Source organism: Pseudomonas sp. BR20 (assembly GCF_050780135.1).
GTDB lineage: Bacteria > Pseudomonadota > Gammaproteobacteria > Pseudomonadales > Pseudomonadaceae > Aquipseudomonas.
This window is the reverse complement of sequence record NZ_CP172012.1, coordinates 2,407,755-2,430,384: the sequence shown is the minus strand read 5'-3', so window position 1 is coordinate 2,430,384 and position 22,630 is coordinate 2,407,755. Positions and strand designations below refer to the sequence as shown.

Annotated in this window: 22 protein-coding genes; 16 read left to right on the top strand and 6 right to left on the bottom strand. The window is 61.2% G+C overall.

Features of this window, described 5'->3' with window-relative positions; all coding sequences use genetic code 11:
• Positions 1 to 65 precede the first annotated feature (65 nt).
• Positions 66 to 1,562 carry a PAS domain S-box protein gene (locus ACHPFG_RS11155; protein WP_431702415.1) on the top strand — a complete coding sequence of 499 codons (1,497 nt, stop codon included), beginning with the start codon at positions 66 to 68 and terminating at the stop codon, positions 1,560 to 1,562.
• 132 nt (positions 1,563 to 1,694) lie between these two features.
• Positions 1,695 to 1,967 (top strand): DUF1652 domain-containing protein, encoded by a 273-nt coding sequence (locus ACHPFG_RS11150; RefSeq protein WP_184746480.1) that lies wholly within the window; start codon positions 1,695 to 1,697, stop codon positions 1,965 to 1,967.
• Here ACHPFG_RS11150 and ACHPFG_RS11145 read toward each other — a convergent pair.
• Together ACHPFG_RS11145 and ACHPFG_RS11140 are read right to left on the bottom strand one after the other, a co-directional pair.
• On the bottom strand, positions 1,930 to 3,123 hold the full coding sequence (locus ACHPFG_RS11145) for an MFS transporter (protein WP_131699980.1): 1,194 nt from the start codon (positions 3,121 to 3,123) through the stop codon (positions 1,930 to 1,932). The two genes, ACHPFG_RS11150 and ACHPFG_RS11145, sit on opposite strands and share 38 nt — an antisense overlap.
• A 76-nt stretch (positions 3,124 to 3,199) precedes the next feature.
• Positions 3,200 to 3,508 carry an RcnB family protein gene (locus ACHPFG_RS11140; RefSeq protein ID WP_340053148.1) on the bottom strand — a complete coding sequence of 103 codons (309 nt, stop codon included), beginning with the start codon at positions 3,506 to 3,508 and terminating at the stop codon, positions 3,200 to 3,202.
• Positions 3,509 to 3,720: 212 nt separating this feature from the next.
• Between ACHPFG_RS11140 and ACHPFG_RS11135 the strand changes: the two genes are divergently transcribed.
• Genes ACHPFG_RS11135 through ACHPFG_RS11125 form a run of 3 tightly spaced genes read left to right on the top strand, consistent with a single transcriptional unit; the run spans position 3,721 to position 6,748 of the window.
• Complete coding sequence (locus ACHPFG_RS11135) at positions 3,721 to 4,278, top strand: helix-turn-helix domain-containing protein (RefSeq protein WP_131699982.1); 558 nt, start codon at positions 3,721 to 3,723, stop codon at positions 4,276 to 4,278.
• 11 nt (positions 4,279 to 4,289) lie between these two features.
• Positions 4,290 to 5,636, top strand: a complete 1,347-nt coding sequence (locus tag ACHPFG_RS11130) for a glutamine synthetase family protein (protein WP_431702412.1) — start codon at positions 4,290 to 4,292, stop codon at positions 5,634 to 5,636.
• A 14-nt stretch (positions 5,637 to 5,650) separates the two neighbouring features.
• Positions 5,651 to 6,748 (top strand): DNA alkylation repair protein, encoded by a 1,098-nt coding sequence (locus tag ACHPFG_RS11125; RefSeq protein ID WP_431702410.1) that lies wholly within the window; start codon positions 5,651 to 5,653, stop codon positions 6,746 to 6,748.
• A gap of 39 nt (positions 6,749 to 6,787) precedes the next feature.
• Here ACHPFG_RS11125 and ACHPFG_RS11120 read toward each other — a convergent pair whose 3' ends face one another.
• Complete coding sequence (locus ACHPFG_RS11120; RefSeq protein ID WP_431702408.1) at positions 6,788 to 7,684, bottom strand: LysR family transcriptional regulator; 897 nt, start codon at positions 7,682 to 7,684, stop codon at positions 6,788 to 6,790.
• A 130-nt stretch (positions 7,685 to 7,814) separates the two neighbouring features.
• Between ACHPFG_RS11120 and ACHPFG_RS11115 the strand changes: the two genes are divergently transcribed.
• From ACHPFG_RS11115 to ACHPFG_RS11090, 6 genes are all read left to right on the top strand, one after another.
• Entirely contained in the window at positions 7,815 to 9,461 is a 1,647-nt protein-coding gene (locus ACHPFG_RS11115; protein ID WP_431702406.1) for a GMC family oxidoreductase, read from the top strand.
• Between the two features lie 65 nt (positions 9,462 to 9,526).
• Positions 9,527 to 11,149: an MFS transporter gene (locus tag ACHPFG_RS11110; protein ID WP_339542879.1), complete on the top strand. Its 1,623-nt coding sequence runs from the start codon at positions 9,527 to 9,529 to the stop codon at positions 11,147 to 11,149.
• Between the two features lie 229 nt (positions 11,150 to 11,378).
• Positions 11,379 to 13,328 (top strand): DNA topoisomerase III, encoded by a 1,950-nt coding sequence (locus ACHPFG_RS11105; RefSeq protein WP_431702404.1) that lies wholly within the window; start codon positions 11,379 to 11,381, stop codon positions 13,326 to 13,328.
• Positions 13,329 to 13,460: 132 nt separating this feature from the next.
• A complete protein-coding gene (locus ACHPFG_RS11100; RefSeq protein WP_431702402.1) occupies positions 13,461 to 13,901 on the top strand; it encodes a CBS domain-containing protein in 441 nt (146 codons plus the stop codon).
• Between the two features lie 8 nt (positions 13,902 to 13,909).
• Positions 13,910 to 14,773 carry an NAD-dependent protein deacetylase gene (locus tag ACHPFG_RS11095; RefSeq protein WP_431702400.1) on the top strand — a complete coding sequence of 288 codons (864 nt, stop codon included), beginning with the start codon at positions 13,910 to 13,912 and terminating at the stop codon, positions 14,771 to 14,773.
• A 464-nt stretch (positions 14,774 to 15,237) separates the two neighbouring features.
• Positions 15,238 to 15,567: a hypothetical protein gene (locus ACHPFG_RS11090; protein WP_025854475.1), complete on the top strand. Its 330-nt coding sequence runs from the start codon at positions 15,238 to 15,240 to the stop codon at positions 15,565 to 15,567.
• 62 nt (positions 15,568 to 15,629) lie between these two features.
• Here ACHPFG_RS11090 and ACHPFG_RS11085 read toward each other — a convergent pair whose 3' ends face one another.
• Entirely contained in the window at positions 15,630 to 16,535 is a 906-nt protein-coding gene (locus tag ACHPFG_RS11085; RefSeq protein WP_431702398.1) for a LysR family transcriptional regulator, read from the bottom strand.
• Between the two features lie 133 nt (positions 16,536 to 16,668).
• Between ACHPFG_RS11085 and ACHPFG_RS11080 the strand changes: the two genes are divergently transcribed.
• Genes ACHPFG_RS11080 through ACHPFG_RS11070 form a run of 3 tightly spaced genes read left to right on the top strand, consistent with a single transcriptional unit; the run spans position 16,669 to position 19,254 of the window.
• Positions 16,669 to 17,367 (top strand): CoA transferase subunit A, encoded by a 699-nt coding sequence (locus ACHPFG_RS11080; RefSeq protein WP_131699992.1) that lies wholly within the window; start codon positions 16,669 to 16,671, stop codon positions 17,365 to 17,367.
• 34 nt (positions 17,368 to 17,401) lie between these two features.
• On the top strand, positions 17,402 to 18,061 hold the full coding sequence (locus ACHPFG_RS11075; RefSeq protein ID WP_027603173.1) for a CoA transferase subunit B: 660 nt from the start codon (positions 17,402 to 17,404) through the stop codon (positions 18,059 to 18,061).
• Between the two features lie 11 nt (positions 18,062 to 18,072).
• A complete protein-coding gene (locus ACHPFG_RS11070) occupies positions 18,073 to 19,254 on the top strand; it encodes an acetyl-CoA C-acetyltransferase (protein WP_431702395.1) in 1,182 nt (393 codons plus the stop codon).
• Between the two features lie 102 nt (positions 19,255 to 19,356).
• Here ACHPFG_RS11070 and ACHPFG_RS11065 read toward each other — a convergent pair whose 3' ends face one another.
• Positions 19,357 to 19,776, bottom strand: coding sequence for a PaaI family thioesterase (locus ACHPFG_RS11065; protein ID WP_431702393.1), 420 nt, complete (start codon positions 19,774 to 19,776; stop codon positions 19,357 to 19,359).
• A gap of 157 nt (positions 19,777 to 19,933) precedes the next feature.
• On the opposite strand from ACHPFG_RS11065, the gene ACHPFG_RS11060 reads away from it, so the two are divergent.
• Positions 19,934 to 20,728, top strand: a complete 795-nt coding sequence (locus ACHPFG_RS11060) for a DUF4349 domain-containing protein (RefSeq protein ID WP_145337092.1) — start codon at positions 19,934 to 19,936, stop codon at positions 20,726 to 20,728.
• Here the strand turns inward: ACHPFG_RS11060 and ACHPFG_RS11055 are convergent, their stop codons facing one another.
• Entirely contained in the window at positions 20,729 to 21,814 is a 1,086-nt protein-coding gene (locus tag ACHPFG_RS11055) for a DUF1615 domain-containing protein (protein WP_431702391.1), read from the bottom strand.
• 144 nt (positions 21,815 to 21,958) lie between these two features.
• On the opposite strand from ACHPFG_RS11055, the gene ACHPFG_RS11050 reads away from it, so the two are divergent.
• Complete coding sequence (locus ACHPFG_RS11050; RefSeq protein WP_131699997.1) at positions 21,959 to 22,573, top strand: LysE family translocator; 615 nt, start codon at positions 21,959 to 21,961, stop codon at positions 22,571 to 22,573.
• Positions 22,574 to 22,630 lie beyond the last annotated feature (57 nt).

The following is a 22,630-nucleotide window of genomic DNA, read 5'->3' as shown; positions in this document are numbered from 1 at the left end:
AATTGCTCCGCACTATCCTGACACCGGGCTGTCGTACTTCCATGCGCCTAAAACCCGGAGAAATCATGACCCAGGATGTCCTTGCCAAAGAAACCAACCGCCGCCAACTGCAGCAGATCATCTCCGGGCTGTCCGACGGGATAATCCTGGCCGAGGTCGACCAGACCATCCTCTGGGCCAATGAAGCCGCGCTGACCATGCACGGGGTGAATGAGGTCGCGGCACTGGGCAGCAATACCCGGGAATACGCCGAACGCTTCGCCCTGCGCTATCGCAATAATCATCCCTTGCCCCTGGAGAATTACCCCCTCGCCCGCGCGGCGGCAGGCGATGAATTCAGCGACGTGGTGGTGGAGGTCATGCCCACCTCCGATGAAGAAAAAACCTGGGTGCATCGCCTGCGCAGCCTGCTCATCAGCGACTCCCATGGCACGCCTGAATTGCTGGTGCTGATCCTCAGCGACGCCACCGAATGGGCCAGCGCCGAACAGCGCTTCGAAAAAACCTTCAACGCCAACCCGGCGCCGGCGGTGATCTGCCGCCTCAGCGACCTGCGCTATATCAAAGTGAACCAGGGCTTCCTGGAGATGACCGGCTACAACCGTGACCAGGTGATCGGCCGCTCAGTGTATGAGCTGGACGTGCTGGAGCATGCCGAGCGCAGGGACCTGGCCGTTCAGCGCCTCGGTGAAGGCGCGACCATCCCGCAGATGCAGGCCGAGCTGAAACTGCCCGGAGGCGGCAGCAAACTGGTGATTGTCGCCGGCCAGCCGCTGGACATGAACGAAGAAGACTGCATGCTGTTTTCCTTCACCGACCTGGAGCCACGCCGCAAGGCCGAAATCGCCCTGCGCCAGAGTGAAGAGCGCTTCGCCAAGTCGTTTCGCCTGACGCCGGTGCCCACATTGGTGTGCAGCGCCGACAATCGGCAGGTGGTGGATGTCAACGAAGCATTCATGGCCATGACCGGGTACACCAGTGAAGAGCTGATCGGTAAATCCATCGAAGACATCAACTTCATCGACAGCCAGGAGACAGCCGCCCAGTTGTTCGCCACCCTGGAGAAAGCCGGCAACCTCGATGGCCAGGACCTCAGGGTGCGCAAGAAAGGCAACGAGGTCATCGACTGCGTGGTCTCGGCCGACACGGTCATCATTCAAGATGTGCCCTGCTATCTGCTGGTGATGATGAACATCACCGAACGCAAGCGCTCGGAACTGGAGTTGGTGGCGGCCATCGAGGAAGTGATGCAGGACGCGTCCTGGTTCAGCCAGACCCTGATCGAGAAACTGGCCAATGCCAAGAGCGTCAACAGCCCCAACCTGCCGAACGTGGCCTTCACCGACCTGACCGCCCGTGAGCGTGATGTACTCGGCCTGATCTGCGAGGGCCTGGCCGACAAGGAGATCGCCTCACGCCTGAAATTGGCGCCCAATACCGTGCGTAACCATGTGGCTACGGTGTACTCGAAACTGGGGGTGCATAGCCGTAGCGCAGCGATCGTCTGGGCTCGTGAACGCGGACTGTTTGCCGGTGAACTGCGGGTCAAGAAAAGCCGATAAAAGTGCAAATGCACTAGTACAGTTAGTGCGAATTCGCCTTATCCAGCGCAGTCGCAATCCCTAACCTTCAGGGTGTGAGTACAGGGCTTTTAACCTGTGCCGTCGTAAAAACGACACCTTGAAGGAACCCACATGTTTACGCTCTCTCAACTGCGAAATTGCATCGAAGAAGGCCTCGCGCCGCTGACATGCGAGTTCACCCTGTGCCGGGATGCGTCGCTGACCCTCAAGGTCTACGACGCCGACACCGGCCGGGTGGACCTGGTGGTGACGGGGATCAGCACCAACCGGCTGCAGACCCCGCAAGACGTGGAAAAGATGGTGGAAGAACTGCGCTACGAACTGCAAAGCAACAACATGGGCAACGTCACGCGGGAAGACGCGCCTTCAACGACGAACCAATGAAATAGAACACCCCGCCCGCGACGATGAACGCGCCTAACATGTAGAACATGTAGTGGGCCGGCAGGCTGGCCAGCACCAGCCCGCACAGCACCGGCCCCAGCGCAGCCCCCAGGTTGGACAGGTTCTGCGCCCCGTAATACATGCCGCGTAAGTGGTCCGGGGCGATCCGGTCGATAAACATGTATTCGGCCGGGAACACGATGATTTCCCCCACGGTAAATACCGCCATCGCCAGCACCCACCACAGCACGTTGGTGGACAGTGCAAAACCGATCAAGCCCAACATGAACATGCCCAGGCCTGCGATCAGCCATTGGCTGAGGTAGCGGTGGGAAATACGTCGGCCAATCACGTACTGCAAGGCGATCACCAGCACGGCGTTGGTGGTGAGCACGGCGCTGATAACGGTGTAGGTGTATTCAGCACTGGTGGTGGTGACCAGGTACTGCGAGAGGTAGGCGGTGAACTGGCCGAACACCACGGCGCTGAGCACACCCCCGAGGGTGAAGCACACCAGGCGATGGTCACGCAGCAGCACGCGACCAACGGCCAGGAACGGCACCGGCTTTTGCGTGACATCGACGGTCGCCAGGGTGCGATCGCCCCAACGCCAGTACAGCAGGAAAAACCCCGCCCCCAACAGCGCCGACAAGATGAACGGCAGGCTGATGTCCAGCTTGGCCACCATCGCCCCAAAGAACGGCCCCGCGGCATAGCCGATATTGGTCAGTGTGTACTTGATGGAAAACACTTCGCTGCGCGCATCCTCCGGCAGCAAGCTGGCAAAACCGGCCTTTACCGCAATATCGATGACCGCGTAGGCCAGGTTGATCAGGATCAGGCAGCTGTAGAACGCCCAGATGTTCTGCGCCAGCACCGTACCGATAAACCCCAGCCCAAACAGCACGCTCAGCCCCAGCAACAACCGATAACTGTTGATGCGGTCGACCAGAAAACCGCCATACACGCTGAGCAGCGAGCCGACGATCAACGAGCTGCCGATCACCAGCCCAACCTGGGTGATGTCGAGGGCAAAGTGGCGGGTGAGGTAGATCACCAGGTAAGGAAAGGTAATCGCCTTGGCCAGCGTCAGCAGCAACGTGGCGGACAACAACAGGTTCACGGCGCGGGGGTAGTTTCTTATTGTGGCAAGCATCCTGCTCTCTTTCTTTGAAGGTAACACGGTCTTGATGGCCGGTTACCTTAACGCAAGAGCCGAAAAAAAACGCGGGTCATTTCTTGACGGGCGTGATCTCCAGGATGGTGCCGTTGGTGGTTTTGAGCAGCACGAACTTATCGCCCACACGGGCCCACTGGCTGTCGGCTTCAGGCTGCTTGAGACCGCGTTTCTTCCAGTCGCTGACCGCCGACTCCTCGCGCATCAGGATGTCCGGGGCACGGTCGCCTTCTTTCAAATCACGGGTATTGATGTTCGAAGGCTGCACGGTTTCCTGGGGGGTATCGCCGGCCTGCACGACAAAGCTGGCGGTGGACAGGCTGGCGGCGGCCAGGACACAGGCGGCTAGGGTTTTGGACTTCATGGGTGCTCCTTCAATGAATGATGCGTACCCAGGTTCCGACCGCGGGCGCATGAAATCATTCAGCCTGCTGAACCTTGATCCCCTGTGATGAGCATAGGTATCTTCACAACTTTTCAGCCCCTGACAAATCTCCCTGTGGCTTACGCGCCTCGCCCATTGCCACCATGAAATAAATACTGTAATTTTTCATGAAATTATTAGACATAAATTTCATGAACCAGCAAGAAGAACTCGACGCCCTCGCGATCCTGATCCACGACCTGCGCAAGCACAAGAAGCTCACCCTCGCCCAGCTCGCACAGAAGATCGAGCGTTCGGTGGGCTTCCTGTCCCAGGTGGAACGCGGCTTGTCGCGTCCGACCGTGGCGGATCTCACCGCCATCAGCCATGCCCTCGATGTGCCCACCACCTATTTCTACAGCCTGTCCAAACCCAAGGCCGTGAGTTGGGTCACCCGCCCCAACGAACGTCGCACGGTGTATTACGCCAACGGCATCACCGACATCCTGGTTTCCCCCAGCATGAAGGGTGCCTTCTCGATGCTCGACAGCCTGCTGGCACCCGGTGCCAACAGCGGTGAACAGACCATGAGCGACCGCGCCGAGCAGGCCGGATTTGTACTGGAAGGCGAATTGACGCTGTGGGTAGAGGGTGAGGCCGATTCGGTCACCCTCGGCCCCGGTGACAGCTTCCACCTGGCCAGTTTCGCCCACTGCCGCTACGCCAACCTGACCGACCTGCCCGCCCGCGTGCTGTGGGTTTACAACTAGGAGCAACACCCGTGAAAAGCCAAGCCTCCACGTTACTGGCCGAAGTCCGGACCTTTCGCCAGAACCATCCCGACGTGCGTTATGTCGACCTGATCGCCCTGGACATCCCCGGGCATTTCTACGGCAAGCGCTACCCCATCGAGATGCTGGAAAAGGTCGCCGCCGGCAGCCCCTTGAAGCTGCCGCAAAACGCCGTGCTGCTGGGGGTTCAGGGCGGGCTGTTCAAGATCGGCGACTACTGCTTCCACGACGGCGACCCGGATGCCAACCGTCGCCTGGTGCCCGGCACGCTCAAGCCGGTGAGCTGGGAGTCGCAGCCGCTGGGGCAAATGTTGATCACCTCGGACGGCACCGAAGCGCCGATCGAATTCGAACCTCGCGAAGTCTTGGCCAAAGTGCTGGAGCGTCTTCACCACAAAGGCATTCACCCGGTGGTGGCCTTCGAACTGGAGTTCTACCTGTTCGACAAAAAACTCGACAACGGCCTGCCGCAATTCGCCCGTGACCCGCTGGGCGATGACACCGACGACCAGCCCAACCTGCATATCGAACGGCTGTCGCGCTTCAGCGAGGTGCTGGACGATATGGCGCAGACCGCAAAGGACCAGGGCATCGACATCACGGTGATCACCGCCGAACTCGGCCCCGGTCAGTTCGAGATCAATTTCGGTCACCTAGACGACGGCCTGCGCGCCGCCGACTGGGCGGCCCTGTTCTGCCGCAGCACCCGCGGCGTGGCGCTGAAACACGGCTACCGCGCCAGCTTCATGGCCAAGCCTTACCTGCAATTCCCCGGCAGCGGCATGCATGTGCATGTCAGCCTGTATGACGGCGCGGGCAACAATGTGCTCGCGGCGCACCAGCAGCAACCGCTGCGCCATGCCGTGACCGGTTGCCTGGAGTTGCTGCCTCACTGCATGCCGATCTTCTCGCCCAACCACAACGCCTTCCGCCGCCTGGGCGGTACGGTCAACGCCGCGACCCGCGCCAGTTGGGGGTTTGAAGACCGCGATGCGTGCGTGCGCATCCCCGATTCCGACCCGCGCAACCTGAGGATCGAACATCGCCTGGCCAGTGCCGACGCCAACCCGTATCTGGTGCTGGCGGCGATCCTGGTCGGCCTTGAGCATGGCCTTGAAGCCAAGCGCGAACCTATCGCGCCACTGAACGAGGACCGCAGCAGCGGCACCGACTTTCCCGTGGAAATGCTCGATGCCGTGCGCGCCATGCAGCATCAGGCGGTATTGCGCGATAAGCTCGGCGCTGAATTTATCGACGTGTACTGCGAAAACAAACGCCAGGACCATCTGGCCTTTCAACAAGAGATCAACGCGCGGGAATACCGTTGGTTTCTTTGACCCTGGAATAACCGATGACCGACCAAAGCGCCCCGGCCCTCAAGGAAATCTTCAACGTCGAACGCCTGCAACACATCGCCAGCGAAATGACGGCGGTGTACCCGGCGTTCGACGCCAAGGGGTTTCTCAAGCATGCCAAGGCCGGACTGGCCGAGTTGTCGGTGATGCAGCGTATGGCGCGGGTCAGCGAAAGCCTGCACGCGGTGATCCCGCTGGACTATGCCCAGAGCCTCAAGCTGCTTTACGCCCTGGCACCGCGCCTGAACAGCGGGTTTGTCAGCCTGTGCCTGCCGCACTACGTGGCGAGCTACGGCCTGGATGACTTCAAGCGCTCCATGGCCGCGCTCAAATACTTCACCCCCTTTGGCTCGGCTGAGTTCGCCATAAGACACTTCTTGCTCCACGACTTCGAACGCACCCTGGCGATCATGCAAACGTGGTCGCTGGATGACAACGAACACGTGCGCCGCCTCGCCAGCGAAGGCTCGCGCCCGCGCCTGCCGTGGTCGTTTCGCCTGGCCGCAGTGCAGGCCAACCCCGAGCTGTGTGCGTCGATCCTCGACAACCTCAAGGCCGACAGCAGCCTCTACGTACGCAAATCCGTGGCCAACCACCTCAATGACATCACCAAGGACCACCCGGATTGGGTACTCAGCCTGATCGAAGGCTGGAACCTGGATAACCCGCACACCGCCTGGATCGCCCGCCATGCGCTGCGCAGCCTGATCAAGCAGGGCAACACCCGCGCGCTGACCATCATGGGCGCCGGCGCCAAGGCCGAGGTGAAGCTCCATGACCTGAGCGTGACCCCGGCGGTGATCACCCTGGGCGAGCGGATCACCCTGTCGTTCAACCTGGAATCCACCGCTGCCACTGCGCAAAAGCTGGTGGTGGACTACGCCATCGACTACGTCAAAAGCGCCGGGCACAGCGCGGCCAAGGTGTTCAAGCTCAAGGCGTTTACACTGGGCGCAGGTGAACAGCACAGCCTGCGCCGCGAGCAGCATATTCGCGCGTTGACCACGCGCAAGCACTATCCCGGCAGGCATACGGTGCATGTGTTGGTGAATGGGGAGCGATTGGGCAGTGCTGAATTCGAATTGCGCGATTAACCCGATATCACCCCCACCACAGATCAATGTGGAAGGGTTTCATCCGTTGGATTCGCCGAGCAACAGTGGCTGCTCCCGCGCGCACAACTCCACCACGTAATCCCACAACACCCGCAATCGCACCGACTTGTGCAGTTCCCGGCGCGAGCTGATCCAGTAGCTGCGCTGGATCCCCTCCCCCGGCAGCAACGGCACCAGCTCCGGGTCGCCCGACGCCATGAAGCACGGCAACACCGCAATCCCCAAACCGGAGCGCGCGGCCTGGTGTTGGGCGATGACGCTGGTGCTGTGGAACACCACCTTGGGGTTACGGCAGAAACTGCTGAGGAACTTCAATTCCTGGCTGAACAGCAGGTCGTCGACGTAATCGATCCATGAATGGGCCGCGAGATCTTCGCGTTTTTCAATCGGAGGGGTTCGCGCCAGGTAGGCACGGCTGGCGTAGAGCGCCAGGCGGTAATCGGTGAGTTTGCGCGTGACCAGTTGATCGACGCTGGGGCGTTCGAGGTGGATGCTGATTTCCGCCTCGCGGTTGAGGATGCTGACGAAGCGCGGCACCGCGAGCAGTTCCACTTCCAGGCCAGGATAACGCTCGAACAGCCCGCCCATGCGCCCGGCGAGGAACATCACCCCCAACCCTTCGGCCACCCCGAGGCGGATCTTGCCCAGGGGCGCGGCGCTATGGGTGAGTTCGTCTTCGGCCAGCAGCGCGACGTTTTCCATGGCTTCGGCGTGTTTGAGCAGGGCTTCGCCGGCAGGGGTCAGTTCGTAGCCCTGGGCGTGCTGCACAAACAGCGCGGTGCCGAGACTCTTCTCGATGGCTTCGATATGCCGGGCCACGGTGGCATGCGTGGTTTTCAGGCGCTGCGCGGCGGTGAGCAGGCGACCGCTGCGCTGCAACTCAAGAAAATACCGCAGGTCATTCCAGTCGAACATGTCGCCTCCATTGCATGTGCCCCAGGCAGCGCTGTTTAAAAACGCACAGCAGCTGGGTAAAAACTAACATTTTTAAGACGAAAACTAACAACTAGGATGGAGCCAATAAGAAAAACAAGCGAGACCTCAGATGCCCATTGCAGCTGCTGAATACGATTATGTGGTAGTAGGCGCCGGCCCCGCAGGCTGCCTGCTCGCCAATCGACTGTCCGCCAACCCCGCCCACCGCGTGCTGCTGCTCGAAGCCGGTGGCCGCGACAACTACCCCTGGATCCATATCCCCGTCGGCTACCTGTTCTGCATTGGTAACCCACGCACCGACTGGTGCTTCAAGACCGAAGCCCAGGAAGGCCTGCAAGGCCGTGCGCTGAGTTACCCACGGGGCAAGGTGCTCGGTGGCTGCTCCTCCATCAACGGCATGATCTACATGCGCGGCCAGGCCCAGGACTACGATGGCTGGGCGGCGGCAGGCAACGATGGCTGGGCCTGGAAAGACGTGCTGCCGCTCTTCAAGCAGAGCGAAAACCACTTTGCCGGCAGCTCGGAATTCCACAATGACGGCGGCGAATGGCGAGTCGAGCAGCAGCGGCTGCATTGGCCGATCCTGGACGCCTTTCGGGACGCCGCAGCGCAAAGCGGCATTGCCACGATCAGCGACTTCAACCAGGGCGATAACGAAGGCTGCGGCTACTTCCAGGTCAACCAAAAGGCTGGAGTGCGCTGGAATGCGGCCAAGGCGTTTCTCAAACCGATCCGCAAGCGACCCAATCTCACCGTGCTGACCGAAGTCGAGGTGGACCGCGTGGTGCTGGAAAACGGCCGCGCCTCGGCCGTGATCGGGCGTCAAAACGGCCAGCAAGTGCGCTGGAAAGCCCGCAAGGAAATCGTGCTGTGCGCCGGCTCCGTGGGCTCGCCGGGCATCCTGCAACGCTCGGGGATCGGCCCGACCAGCGTGCTCAAGCCGTTGGGCATCGATGTGCTGCATGAACTGCCGGGCGTCGGCGGCAACCTGCAGGATCATCTGCAATTGCGGCTGATCTACAAGCTGGAAAACGCCCGCACCCTGAACCAGATCGCCGGCACCGTATGGGGCAAGATGGGCATGGGCCTGCGCTACCTGTACGACCGCAGCGGCCCGCTGTCGATGGCGCCCAGCCAGCTCGGCGCGTTTGCCCGCTCGGGCCCGGAACAGACCTCGGCCAACCTTGAATATCACGTGCAGCCGCTGTCCCTGGAGCGCTTTGGCGAACCGCTGCACGGGTTCCCGGCGTTTACCGCCTCGGTCTGCGACCTGCGCCCGCAAAGCCGTGGCCGCATCGATATCCGCTCGGCCAACCCGGCGGATGCGCCGCTGATCCGGCCCAATTACCTCAGCCATCCGGAAGACTTGCGGGTGGCCGCCGACGCTATTCGCCTGACCCGACGCATCGTCGCCGCACCGGCCCTGAGCCAGTTCAAACCGGTGGAATACCTGCCCGGCGACGCGCTGCAAACCGAAGAGCAACTGCATGAAGCCGCCGCGCGTATCGGCACGACGATCTTCCATCCGGTCGGCACCTGCCGCATGGGCAGCGATAAAGACGCGGTGGTCGACGCCCAGTTGTGCGTGCATGGCGTGCCCGGCCTGCGTATCGCCGATGCCTCGGTCATGCCGCGCATTACCTCCGGCAATACCTGTTCACCCACGCTGATGATCGCGGAAAAAGCCGCGCAGCTGATCCTTTCGCCGAACACAAGGAGTCTCGCCCCGGAGAAAGAACTGGTTCATGCAATCTGAATAGCGGCGCCAACCCTGGCGCCGACAGTGGAACAACAATAAATAATCACTGTGAGGGCTTCCCGATGTCAGAACATGCTCAACCCCTGGGCTCGGCGACCAACGCGAGCACCGATAACGAATCAAGAAAAGTCATCTTCGCCTCGTCCCTGGGGACGGTGTTCGAGTGGTATGACTTTTTCCTCTACGGCGCCCTGGCGGCGGTGATCAGCAAACAGTTCTTTGCCGGGGTCAACGACACCACGGCGTTTATCTTTGCCTTGATGGCCTTTGCGGCCGGCTTTGTGGTGCGGCCGTTCGGCGCGCTGGTGTTCGGCCGCCTGGGCGACATGATCGGGCGCAAGTACACCTTTCTGGTGACCATTATTTTGATGGGCGTGGCGACCTTTTGCGTCGGCCTGTTGCCGACCTACGCCAGCATCGGTATCGCGGCACCGATCATCCTGATCGTACTGCGCATGCTGCAAGGCCTGGCCTTGGGCGGTGAATACGGCGGCGCAGCCACTTATGTGGCCGAGCATGCGCCGGCCGGCAAACGCGGCCTCAACACCAGCTGGATTCAATCCACCGCGACCCTCGGTTTGCTGCTGTCGTTGCTGGTGGTGCTGGCATGCCGGTACTTCACCGGCGATCAGTTCGAAGTCTGGGGCTGGCGTATTCCGTTCTTGTTTTCCATTGTGCTGCTGGGTATTTCCACCTGGATCCGCATGAGCCTGCACGAGTCGCCGGCATTCCTGAAAATGAAAGAGGAAGGTAAGGCCAGCAAGGCGCCGATCCGTGAGTCCTTCGGTAAATGGGAAAACCTCAAGGTGGTGCTGATCGCGCTGTTCAGCATCAACGGTGGGCAAGCGGTGACGTTCTACGCGTCGCAGTTCTATGTGCTGTTTTTCCTCACGCAGTTCCTGAAGATGGACCCGGCCCTGGCCAATATGCTGCTGATCATCAGCGTGGTGATTGGTGCGCCGTTCTTCGTCTTCTTTGGCTGGCTGTCGGACAAGGTCGGGCGCAAGCCGGTGCTGATGCTCGGCCTGCTGCTGGCCACCGCGCTGTACTTCCCGATCTTCAAAGGCCTGGCGCACTACACCAACCCGGCGATGGACCAGGCCAGCCGCCAGGCACCGATCACCGTGCTGGCCGACCCGGCCACCTGTACCTTCCAGTTCGATCCGGTAGGCAAGGCGAAATTTGACAGCCCGTGCGACAAGGTCAAGACCTTCCTGGTCAAGCAAGGCCTGCCGTACAGCAGCGCCGCCGCCCCGGCCGGCAGCCCGGTGCAGGTCAGCGTGGGTGAAGTGCGCATCGACGGCTTCGACGAGGCCGCGCTGCGCGGTGCAGTGACCCTGGCCGGCTACCCGACTTCTGCGGATGTGGCCCAGGTCAACAAGGTCATGGTGGTCGTGCTGATCGTGGTGCTGATCCTGATCGCCGCCATGTGCTACGGCCCGCTGGCGGCACTGATGGTGGAGCTGTTTCCGACGCGTATTCGCTACACCTCGATGTCCCTGCCCTACCACATCGGTAACGGCTGGTTTGGCGGGTTCCTGCCGACCGTGTCGTTTGCGCTGGTGGTGTACACCGGGGATATCTTCTATGGCTTGTGGTACCCGGTGGTGGTGACGGGGGTGAGCCTGATTGTCGGATTGTTCTGCCTTAAAGAAACGCGGCATGTGGATCTCGACAACAATTAAACCGATCTCCTGAACACAGGAGATCCCTTGTGGGAGGGGGCTTGCTCCCGATAGCGGTGGTTCAGTCACAGCTGCGTTGACTGATATGGCGCTATCGGGAGCAATCCCCTTCCCACATTTATTCCGGCAACGCTTACACGAATTGCTGTACATCCATACAGATAACAGTTGCTCAAATCCCTCTGACTGAGCATCCTGCAAAGCATCAACCCGATCTGATGTGATGACCATGCGGCTGTACCTCTGTGAAAAACCCTCCCAGGCCAAGGACATTGCGGCCGTGCTCGGCGCCAGCCGCCGCGGCGACGGTTGCTGGTTGGGCAATGGGGTCACCGTCACCTGGTGCATCGGCCACCTGCTGGAAACCGCCCCGCCCGACGCCTACGACGCCAAATACAAACGCTGGGTACTGGCTGACCTGCCGATCGTCCCGGAAAAATGGAAGATGCTGGTCAAGCCCAAGACCGCCAGCCAGTTCAAGGCCGTCAAGCGCCTGCTGGGGGAAGCCCAGGAACTGGTGATTGCCACCGACGCCGACCGTGAGGGCGAGATGATCGCCCGCGAACTGGTCGAGCATTGCCGCTATCGCGGGCCGATCCAGCGGTTATGGCTGTCGGCACTGGACGATGCCTCCATCCGCAAGGCCCTGGCGGCGCTCAAGCCAGGCGCCGAAACCTTCAGCCTGTACCACTCGGCCCTGGGCCGCTCCCGCGCCGACTGGCTGATCGGCATGAACATGAGTCGCCTGTTTACCCTGCTGGGGCGTCAGTCGGGGTATCAGGGCGTACTGCCGGTAGGCCGGGTGCAAACACCGACCTTGCGCCTGGTGGTGGACCGCGACCGCAGCATCGCCGACTTCGTACCCGTGGCTTACTGGGCCATTGATGTGGACCTGCGCCACCCATCCATGACGTTTACCGCACAATGGCGCGCGACCGAGGATGCCTGTGACGACCAGGGCCGCTGCCTTGACCCGCAGTTGGCCCGGGACGCTGCCGACGCCATGACCAACGCCGCCAGCGCGCGGCTGATCAAGCTGCGCACCGAACGCATGCGCGAAGTGGCGCCCCTGCCCTTCGACCTCGGCACCCTGCAGGAAATCTGCTCGAAGAAGCTCGGCCTCGGTGCCCAGGAAACCCTGGATATCGCCCAGTCCCTGTACGAAACCCACAAGGTCATCACCTACCCGCGCAGTGACTGTGGCTACTTGCCGTTGAGCCAGCACAGTGAGGCGCCGAAGATCCTCGCCGCATTGGGCCGTGCGGATGCGGCAGTCAATGAGTTGATGCCGCATATCGATCCCCTGCGCCGCTCACGGGCCTGGAACGATGCCAAGGTAAGCGCGCACCACGGCATCATTCCCACCGGCGCCGGCAAGGACGTTGGCCAACTCACCGGCAAGCACCGTGCGGTCTACACCCTGATTCGCGCGCGCTACCTGGCGCAGTTCCTGCCCAACCATGAATACGATCGCACCCAGGCGGACTTCGACTGTGCAGGCCAGGCGTTGCGCGCGGTGGGCAAAGTGGTGATCGAGCCGGGCTGGAAACGCGCCTTGCCCGAAGCCCTGGCACCGGCAAAGGGCCGCGAAGCACCGGCACCCCAGGCCTTGCCGACGCTGGTGCAAGGCCAGGATTACGCGGTGGCCAAGGTCAACCTCAAGGACCTGTGGACCCAACCGCCCAAGCCCTTTACCGAAGGTGACCTGATCAAGGCGATGAAAAACGTCGCCAAGCTGGTGGAAGACCCGCTGCTCAAGCAAAAGCTTAAGGACACCACCGGCATCGGCACCGAGGCCACCCGCGCCGGGATTATCCAGGGCCTGCTCGACCGCGGTTACCTGGTGAAGAACGGCAAGGCGCTGTCGGCGACCCCGGCAGCCTTCAGCCTGATCGACGCGGTGCCCCGTGCCATCGCCGACCCTGGCACCACCGCGATCTGGGAGCAGGCGCTGGATATGGTGCAAAGCGGCGAGATGAGCCTGGAAGAATTCGTTGCCAAGCAGGCGGCGTGGATGAGCAAGCAAGTGGCGCGTTGCAACGGTATGCGCATGACCATCACCGGGCCGGCCAGCCCGGCGGTTCGAGGTGCTGCGCCGTGGAAAAAGAAACGCAAGGCCGCCCCCCGCAAGGCAGCCGGCACAACCAAACGCGCCAAAAAGCCGGCGAATGCAGGATGAAAAGTGAAAAAACCCTGTGAATGACGTTTTTCGACGGGTTTAACGCCGCTTTGGTCCTTGCAGCGCAGCAGCCCGTCTAGGATTCTGTAGGGAACTTGCTGACTTCCTAACAACAACACCGGAGTGGCCGCCATGAAGACCGTTGCACAATTGCTCAAAGCCAAGGACCAGAAAAACCAGGACGTTCACACCATCCAATGGGACCACACTGTGTTTGAAGCGCTGGTCCGGATGTCGGAGAAAAACGTCGGGGCCTTGCCGGTGGTCAAGGACGGCGCGGTCGTGGGGATCATCAGCGAACGCGATTACGCACGCAAAATCATGCTCAAGGGGCTGTCGTCGGTCACCACAAAGGTCCACGAGGTGATGAGTTCCCCTGTTATCACCGTCGATACCCATAAAAGTGTCGAAGAGTGCATGAACATCATGACCGACAGCCACCTGCGCCACCTGCCCGTGGTCGAAGACGGCAAGCTGCTTGGCCTGCTGTCCATCGGCGACCTGGTCAAGGAAGCCATTGCCGAACAGGCTGACCTGATCAGGCAGTTGGAGCAGTACATCCGCGGCGAATAGGAGACACCATGCTCGACACGCTGGAACATCAGGAAGATCACCTCGATACCCTGCACCGCGCCATGGCCGAACGGCGCTTCCTGGTGTTGACCGGTGCAGGCATCAGCACGTCGTCGGGGATCCCCGACTACCGCGACAGCGAAGGCGTGCGCCGGGGCAAGGCGCCGATGATGTACCAGGAATTCCTCGCCACCGCGCAGGCGCGGCGCCGCTATTGGGCACGGGCGATGCTGGGCTGGCCGAGGGTACGTATCGCGCAGCCGAACAATGCTCACCGGGCACTGGCGACCCTGCAACAGCGCCAGCACATCACCGGCCTGATCACGCAGAACGTCGACACCTTGCATGACCAGGCCGGCAGCCACGATGTGATCGAACTACACGGCAGCCTGCACCGGGTACTGTGCCTGGATTGCCAGCTGCACAGCACGCGCGATGTGATCCAGCGGCAGATGGAAGTCGATAACCCGTACCTGGCGCAAGTCCATGCGGTACAGGCACCTGATGGTGACACCTTGCTCGACCCCGCGTTTGAAGAGCGCTTCCAGGTCCCCCGCTGCCCCCATTGCCAGGGTGAGCGACTAAAACCGGACGTGGTGTTTTTTGGCGAGAACGTCGCGCCGGCGACGGCCGCCAAGGCGATGGCGGCGGTAGCGCATGCCGATGGGTTGCTGGTGGTGGGTTCGTCGCTGATGGCTTACTCCGCATTTCGCTTGTGCAAGGCGATGGTCGAACAGGGCAAGCCGGTGATCGCCATCAACTTGGGCAAGACCCGGGGTGATGAGTTGTTGCAGGTAAAGATCGAAACCTCGTGCGAACAGCTTCTGCCCTTGCTGGCAGACCGCCTGCAGTCAACTCCTCCTCAGCCATAGCGACCGTCCAGCGCAAAAAATGACGCTCAAGTCACGCACCTGCCGTATCTCCCCATGCCCACGGCGAATTATGTAGTGATCAAAAATAATCACTACATAACCGTTGACGTAACCTTTTTGTCCTTGCATGATCTAGACGTCTCCCGGATCGGGAGCGTTGGTAACAAGCGTTTTGAACAAGCTCGTCTGACCGCCGAGCTGTTTTTTCCGGATGTGCACTGCCCACAAGGCAGATTGATGAAGCTGACCGGCCCGCAAGGATCGGTACAAGGCGCTCAAACGCGACTTGTCTTCGTTATGAAACCATTGCGTAGCAGTTCATCAGCAAGACTACATGCATCAGGTTCAAGACCCTGCCCGTATTCGGCAGACCGTCACTGACGCCCGGTTTTCCAAGCCGGAGACAACTAAGCAGTTTTAACGGAATCAACTGATAGATCGCCAACTGGTCAAGGGGCTTACACATGAATCTGAACAACCAACCAACTATCGATGAATTGGCTGAGATGTTCGCAGCGCAGAAAGACACACTCGACGACCATATCCTGTGGATTGGCAAATCGGGCGAAGTGCAAATTGACTGCCTGGCGCCCCATACCGAAGAAGCCGAGTTCGACCGCAATAACCGTGAACTGGCGGCGCGCCTGAAGATGTACCGCCGTGGCCAGGGTTATGTCGGTAAGAAAGCCGCGGCCGACCGCAACTTTATCGAGCAAGTCTTCCACACACTTAATACCGAATGGCAGAACCTCAAAGGCCAATCGCAAGTTAAAGTGATTGATAGATACTGCTGATAACAGTGCACCTTTAAATTTAAGCCCGCTCGTTTATTTGAGCGGGCTTTTTAATACCTGTTTTATAACACCGCCGGAAACCTGCCCTTCCCCGCCTCATCCCGAAAAATATCAAACAACACCTGCGCCGCCGCCGACAGTTCATGCCCGGGCTTGGTCAACACACCAATCGGCCGCTCGATCACCGGATCGGTCAAGGTGATGCAGTGCGCCCCCGCCTCCAGCATCTGCTGCGCACACAGGGCCGGTACGGCGCTGACACCCAGGCCGCTGGCGACCATCTTGCCCACGGTTGCCAATTGATGGCTTTCCAACGCCACCGGCAACTTCATCTTCAAGGCCCCCAGATGCTCTTCCAACATCACCCGCACCGTGGAAGGCCGCTGTAACGTGATGAACGGGTGCTCCAGCAAGGTTTTCCAGTCGACCTCGGCACACTGCGCCAGCCGTGAATCACCGGGCACCACCGCAATGAAGCGGTCCAAGTACAACGGTGTAAAGGCCAGCGACGAACCCTCCGAGGGTTCAAACGCAACGCCCAGTTCCACATGGCGGTCGCGAACCATCTCCAGCACTTGCTCATTGATCAAGTCATGCACCGTCACGTTCACCTGGGGGTAACGCGCGCGGAATATCTTCAGGATCGGCGGCAGCAGGTTGCCGGCAAACGACGGCATCGCCGCCACGGTGACCCGCCCGCGTTGCAGGGTGAACAGTTGACGCAGTTCGTCCTCGGCATTGTCCCAATCGGCCATCAGCCGACGGGCCAGCGGCAGCAGGGATTCGCCCTCGGGCGTGAGGGCCACATTGCGCGTATTACGGCTGAACAAGCGCCCGCCCAGCCCTTCTTCCAAGCCCTTGATGGTCAGGCTCAGCGCCGATTGAGAAAGGTGCAGACGCTCACAGGCGGCGGCAAAACTCAGGCTTTGGGCCACGGCAAGAAAGGCACGCATCTGTTTAACGGTCATGGCGCTACTCCGGGCGGCGGGTCGACTATGCTGTTTTCTAAATCAATCAACCTTAAAAAACAACTTAACAAATCAATCCGCCGGCGCAACACTCGATCTATTGGCTGGCCCACAAACAATAAAAGAGGTGCATATGGCAGGTTTCGATAAACGCGTGGCGTCCTACGAAGAAGCACTGGCAGGCCTGGAAGACGGCATGACCGTGCTCGCCGGTGGTTTCGGCCTGTGCGGAATTCCGGAAAACCTCATCGCCGAGATCAAGCGCAAAGGCACCCGTGACCTCACCGTGGTTTCCAATAACTGCGGCGTCGATGGTTTTGGCCTCGGCGTGCTGCTGGAAGAAAAGCAGATCAGCAAGGTGATCGCCTCCTACGTCGGTGAAAACGCCCTGTTCGAGAAGCAATTGCTCAGCGGCGAAATCGAAGTGGTGCTGACCCCCCAAGGCACCCTGGCGGAAAAAATGCGCGCAGGCGGCGCCGGTATCCCGGCCTTCTTCACCGCCACCGGCGTCGGCACCCCGGTCGCCGAAGGCAAGGAAACCCGCGAATTCAACGGTCGACCGTACCTGATGGAAGAATCCATTACCGGCGACTTCGCCATCGTCAAAGGCTGGAAAGCCGACCACTTCGGCAACGTCATCTATCGCCACACCGCCCAGAACTTCAACCCGCTGGCCGCCACCGCCGGCAAGATCACCGTGGTCGAAGTCGAGGAAATCGTCGAACCGGGCGAGCTGGACCCGGCGCAGATCCACACCCCTGGCATCTACGTCGACCGGATCATCTGCGGCACGTTCGAGAAGCGCATCGAACAGCGCACCGTGCGCAAATAATCCGCCCCCAGCCCGAACAATAAGGACTCCTAAAATGGCTCTTACCCGCGAACAAATGGCTCAACGCGTCGCCCGCGAAATGCAGGATGGTTTCTACGTCAACCTGGGCATCGGCATTCCGACCCTGGTGGCCAACTACATTCCCGAAGGCATGGAAGTGATGCTGCAATCGGAAAACGGCCTGCTGGGCATGGGCCCGTTTCCTACCGAAGACACCATCGATGCCGACATGATCAACGCCGGCAAGCAGACCGTGACGGCGCGCATCGGCGCCTCGATCTTCTCCTCCGCCGAATCCTTCGCGATGATTCGCGGCGGCCACGTCGACCTCACCGTACTCGGCGCATTTGAAGTAGACGTACACGGCAACATCGCCTCGTGGATGATCCCCGGCAAGCTGGTAAAAGGCATGGGCGGCGCCATGGACCTGGTGGCCGGTGCGGAAAACATCATCGTGATCATGACCCACGCCTCCAAGGACGGTGAGTCCAAGTTGCTCAGCCAATGCAGCCTGCCGCTGACCGGTGCCAACTGCATCAAGCGCGTGCTGACGGACCTGGCGTACCTGGAAATCGAAAATGGCGCTTTTGTCCTCAAGGAACGCGCACCTGGCGTCAGCGTTGAAGAGATTGTGAGCAAGACCGCCGGTAAACTGATCGTCCCGGACCACGTTCCAGAAATGCACTTCCAGTGAGGACAGATTCCATGCAAGACGTCGTGATTGTTGCTGCCACCCGCACCGCCGTGGGCAGCTTTCAAGGTTCGCTGGCAAGCATTCCCGCCCCGGAGCTGGGCGCCGCCGTGATCCGTCGCCTGCTGGAGCAAACCGGTCTGGACCCGGCCGAAGTGGATGAAGTCATCCTCGGCCAGGTACTCACCGCGGGTTCCGGCCAGAACCCTGCACGCCAGGCCTCGATCCTCGCCGGCCTGCCCCACGCCGTGCCGAGCCTGACACTCAACAAGGTCTGCGGCTCAGGCCTGAAAGCCCTGCACCTGGGCGCCCAGGCCATCCGTTGCGGTGACGCCGAGGTCATCATCGCCGGCGGCATGGAGAACATGAGCCTGGCACCCTACGTACTGCCTGCTGCGCGCACGGGCTTGCGCATGGGCCATGCCAAGATGATCGACAGCATGATCACCGACGGCCTCTGGGATGCGTTCAACGACTACCACATGGGCATCACCGCCGAGAACCTCGTGGACAAATACGGCATCAGCCGTGAAGCCCAGGATGCTTTCGCCGCCGCCTCCCAGCAAAAAGCCACCGCCGCTATCGAAGCAGGCAGGTTTGTCGACGAGATCACACCCATCCTGATTCCCCAGCGCAAGGGCGACCCGATTGCCTTCGCCGTGGATGAGCAGCCTCGCGCCGGCACCACCGCCGAATCCCTGGCCAAGCTCAAGCCGGCGTTCAAGAAAGACGGCAGCGTCACCGCCGGCAACGCCTCCAGCCTGAATGACGGCGCCGCTGCGGTGCTGCTGATGAGTGCCGACAAGGCCAAGGCCCTGGGCTTGCCGGTATTGGCGCGTATCGCCAGCTACGCCAACGCGGGCGTCGATCCGGCGATCATGGGCATCGGCCCGGTCTCGGCCACCCGCCGCTGCCTGGACAAAGCCGGTTGGAGTCTGGGCGACGTGGACCTGATCGAAGCCAACGAAGCCTTTGCCGCGCAATCCCTGGCGGTAGGTAAAGAGCTGGAGTGGGATGCGGACAAGGTCAACGTCAACGGCGGCGCCATCGCCATCGGCCACCCCATCGGCGCCTCAGGTTGCCGCGTGCTGGTCACCCTGCTGCACGAAATGATCAAGCGCGATGCCAGGAAAGGCCTGGCGACCCTGTGCATCGGTGGCGGCCAAGGCGTAGCCCTCGCCCTCGAACGCCACTGATAAAAGAGCAACACGGAAAAGGCCCGGCTCCACGAAAAGCCAGGCCTTTTCTTTATGCGGTTTCCCTGAAGAACCACAGCTCCTTCCCACATCAGATCTTCATTACCTGTCAGCTTGAGGCACGGCAAACACCGCATTCGCCCGCGCCACCACCTTCTCCGCCACCTGCAGGCTCACCGTGGCAAACGCCATTTGCCGCCCTCGCTTGTGATGTTCCAAGCGCACCGTAATCCACTCACCGACCTGCACAGCCCCCAGGTAATCAACCGTCATGCTCGCCGTAATCAACGGCAACGGCGGCTCACTGGAAAACGCCATGGCATAGCCCATGCCGACATCCGCCAGGGTCGCCAACACCCCGCCGTGCACAGTCCCACGTCCATTGGCATGGCGATTGTCGGCGCGCAGGCCGATCTCCAGTTGCAGGCCGTCACCTCGGCAATACGCCGGGCCAAGCAAATCCAGCAACGGGCTGCTGCGCGGCAGCGGGACAAAACCTTCGGGCACGGCGTGAGCAATCATGGCGAGTCTTCCTTGGGGGGCGGATTTGAGATGTACGCCACACACCCAACGGCAACCATCACCATCAGTCCTGCAAATCTTGCACGATACTTTGCGTTAATTCGCCGGACCCGCTTTAATCGCCGCCAATGTCCCCCGCACACCTCAAGGAACTGCAATGCGCCATCCGGACGGCAACCTTCAATCGCTTCGCGCGCCCCTGTTGATCCTGCTGGCAGGTCTGGCCCTGGTCGGCTGCTCACCCAAGGACCACTCCCGCGCCACGGTGATCAATGGCGAACAAGGCCGGGCCGGCGCGCAACTGGCCTATGAGCACGAACTGACCCTGGCCCTGCCCGGCGCCCTGCTCGCGCCGCGCATGCAGGCCACCCGTGAGGCTTGTGAATCGGCGCGGTTTGGCGCGTGCAATATCCTTGGCATCACCGAAGACAGCAACGGCGGCGAGATCATCCTGCGGATCGCGCCCACCGGGGTCGAACCGATGGTCGCCATGGCCGCTGAAGGCGGCAAACTCGGCCAGCGCATCACCACCGCCGAAGACCTGGCCGACGCGGTCGCCGATGTGCGTCGCCGCCAGGATCGCCTGCAAGCCCAGCAACAGCGCCTCGATGAACTGGCCAAGCGCAAGGACATCAGCGTCAGCGACCTGATCGCCTTGAGCAAGGAGCAGGCGGGCATTGAAAACGAACTGCAGGAGCTCGCCCAGGTTGCCGCCGGCCAGCAGCGTCGCCTGGATACCAACCGCGTCACCCTCAACTTCCGCTCTTCCGACGGCGCCAACCAACCGTCACGCTTCAGCCGGATGTTCAGCAACCTGGGCACTAACCTGGTGGACGGCACCGCAGACGCCCTGGAGCGCGCAAGCTATGTGCTGCCGTTCGTGATCCTGGCGTTTCCGGTGGTGTGGTTGTGGGTGTGGCTGTGGCGCAAATTTGTCAGGCGCCGCAGCTGATCAGCGCGTCATGCAGCGCTGGTACCGCTCATCTACGCGCTTGGCAAACCACGCCGTGGTCAGGTTGCGGGTGATCTTCGGGCTTTTGAGCACGATGCCCGGCAGGATCGCACGGGGCAGCGGCTTGCCGGCGGCCTTATCGGCCAGGGCAAACACGCGTTTGTAGAGGGTGGTGTCTTCAAAATCCAGCTGCTCGCCCTGTTCCAGCTGGCTGCGAATGCTGGGGTTACGCATGTCCAGCTTCGCACCCAATGAGCGCACCGCCAGTTCGGTGGTACCGGGCAGCAATGAGCCGTAGCGAATCAGATCCCCATCCAGCGCCAACTCAGTGCCCGACGCGCGGCTGACCGCCGCCTGGAACGCCGCATTACGGCTGGCGTACCACCCCGCATTGAAGTCGGCGAAGCGGTACAGCGGCTGGTCATAGCTCACCGGATAACCGAGCAAATGGGCGATACCGAAGTACATGCCGCCACGCCGGGTGAAGACTTCCCGCCGAATCGTGCCATCCACCGTGTAGGGATAACCCCGCGCCTGTTTCTGCGCGAAGTCGATACTGACTTGCATGGGACCGGCGGTGTGCACCGGGTTGAAGCCGCCAAACAGCGTGTTGCCCAAGGGCACCACGCTGATGAAGTCATCGAAGATGCCACTCAGGTCCTTCTCCGTGCGCGCGGCATTCAAGCGGTCGGCATAGGACTTGCCGGTGGGCGAGCGCAGTTGCAGGGCGCTGCGCACCACAAACGCCGGTACATGCACCTTGGCGGCACGGCGCAGGATTTCATCCTGGGCGATCTTGCCCATGTTGGGTACGAGCGGGTCGACCTGAAAGGTGGATTCCTGCTCGGTTACGGCCAATACGGCACAGATATTCTCGGTACCGGGGTAGATCTTTTGAGTATCAAAGGCGGTGTAGATGTCCTGGGCCCAGCCGTTGCGGTCTGGAACCTTAGCCGGGAGCAGGCGCACGATCTCGGCCTTCACCTCGGCTTCGCTGCGCTCTGGTTGCTGCGGGCCGCGTGACGTGGAACAGCCGGCCAGCACCAGCAAGGAGGCAAGGCAGAGGATCAGGCAGCGTGGGGACATGGGGCTTCCTTGAGGACGATGGGCCGGGCGTTGCGGATATGGACCGGTAAGTCTAACGCGGGTTCGCCAACTCGCCTTCTCGCCAACCCAGGCCGTACGTGACAGGATCTGTCATCCCTCATTCGTACACGGAGTTTGAATGCCATGCTCAGCCTGAACTTCCTCGTCACCTGCCTGATTGTCGTACTGATCCCCGGTACCGGCGTGATCTTTACCGTGTCCACGGGCCTCACCGCCGGCAAGCGCGCCAGTGTGTTCGCCGCGCTGGGTTGTACGGCCGGTATCCTCCCGCATCTGCTGGCATCCGTGCTCGGCCTTTCCGCACTGCTGCATACCAGCGCGCTGGCCTTCGAAGTCCTGAAATACGCTGGCGTCGCCTATCTGTTGTATCTGGCGTACGCCACCTGGCGTGATCGCTCGGCCTTCGCCATGAATGACGCACCGACAGTCGCCACCGCGCGCAGTTTGATGCTGCGCGGCTTCCTGCTGAATATTCTCAACCCCAAGCTGACCATTTTCTTCCTGGCTTTCCTGCCCCAGTTCGTGGCGCCAGGCAGCACGGCACCTGCCGTGCAAATGCTGGTGCTGAGCGCGGTGTTCATGGCGATGACGTTTGCGGTGTTTGTGATCTACGGCCTGCTGGCCAACGGGTTTCGCCGCGCGGTGATCGAGTCGCCACGGGTGCAGAACTGGCTGCGCCGCAGTTTTGCGGCGGCGTTTGCGGGGCTGGGGTTGAACCTGGCGTTTGCACAGCGCTGAAGGCTTTTGATAGGACGATAGCCGCTGAAAGATCCCACGTAACGGCAAGATAAGCTC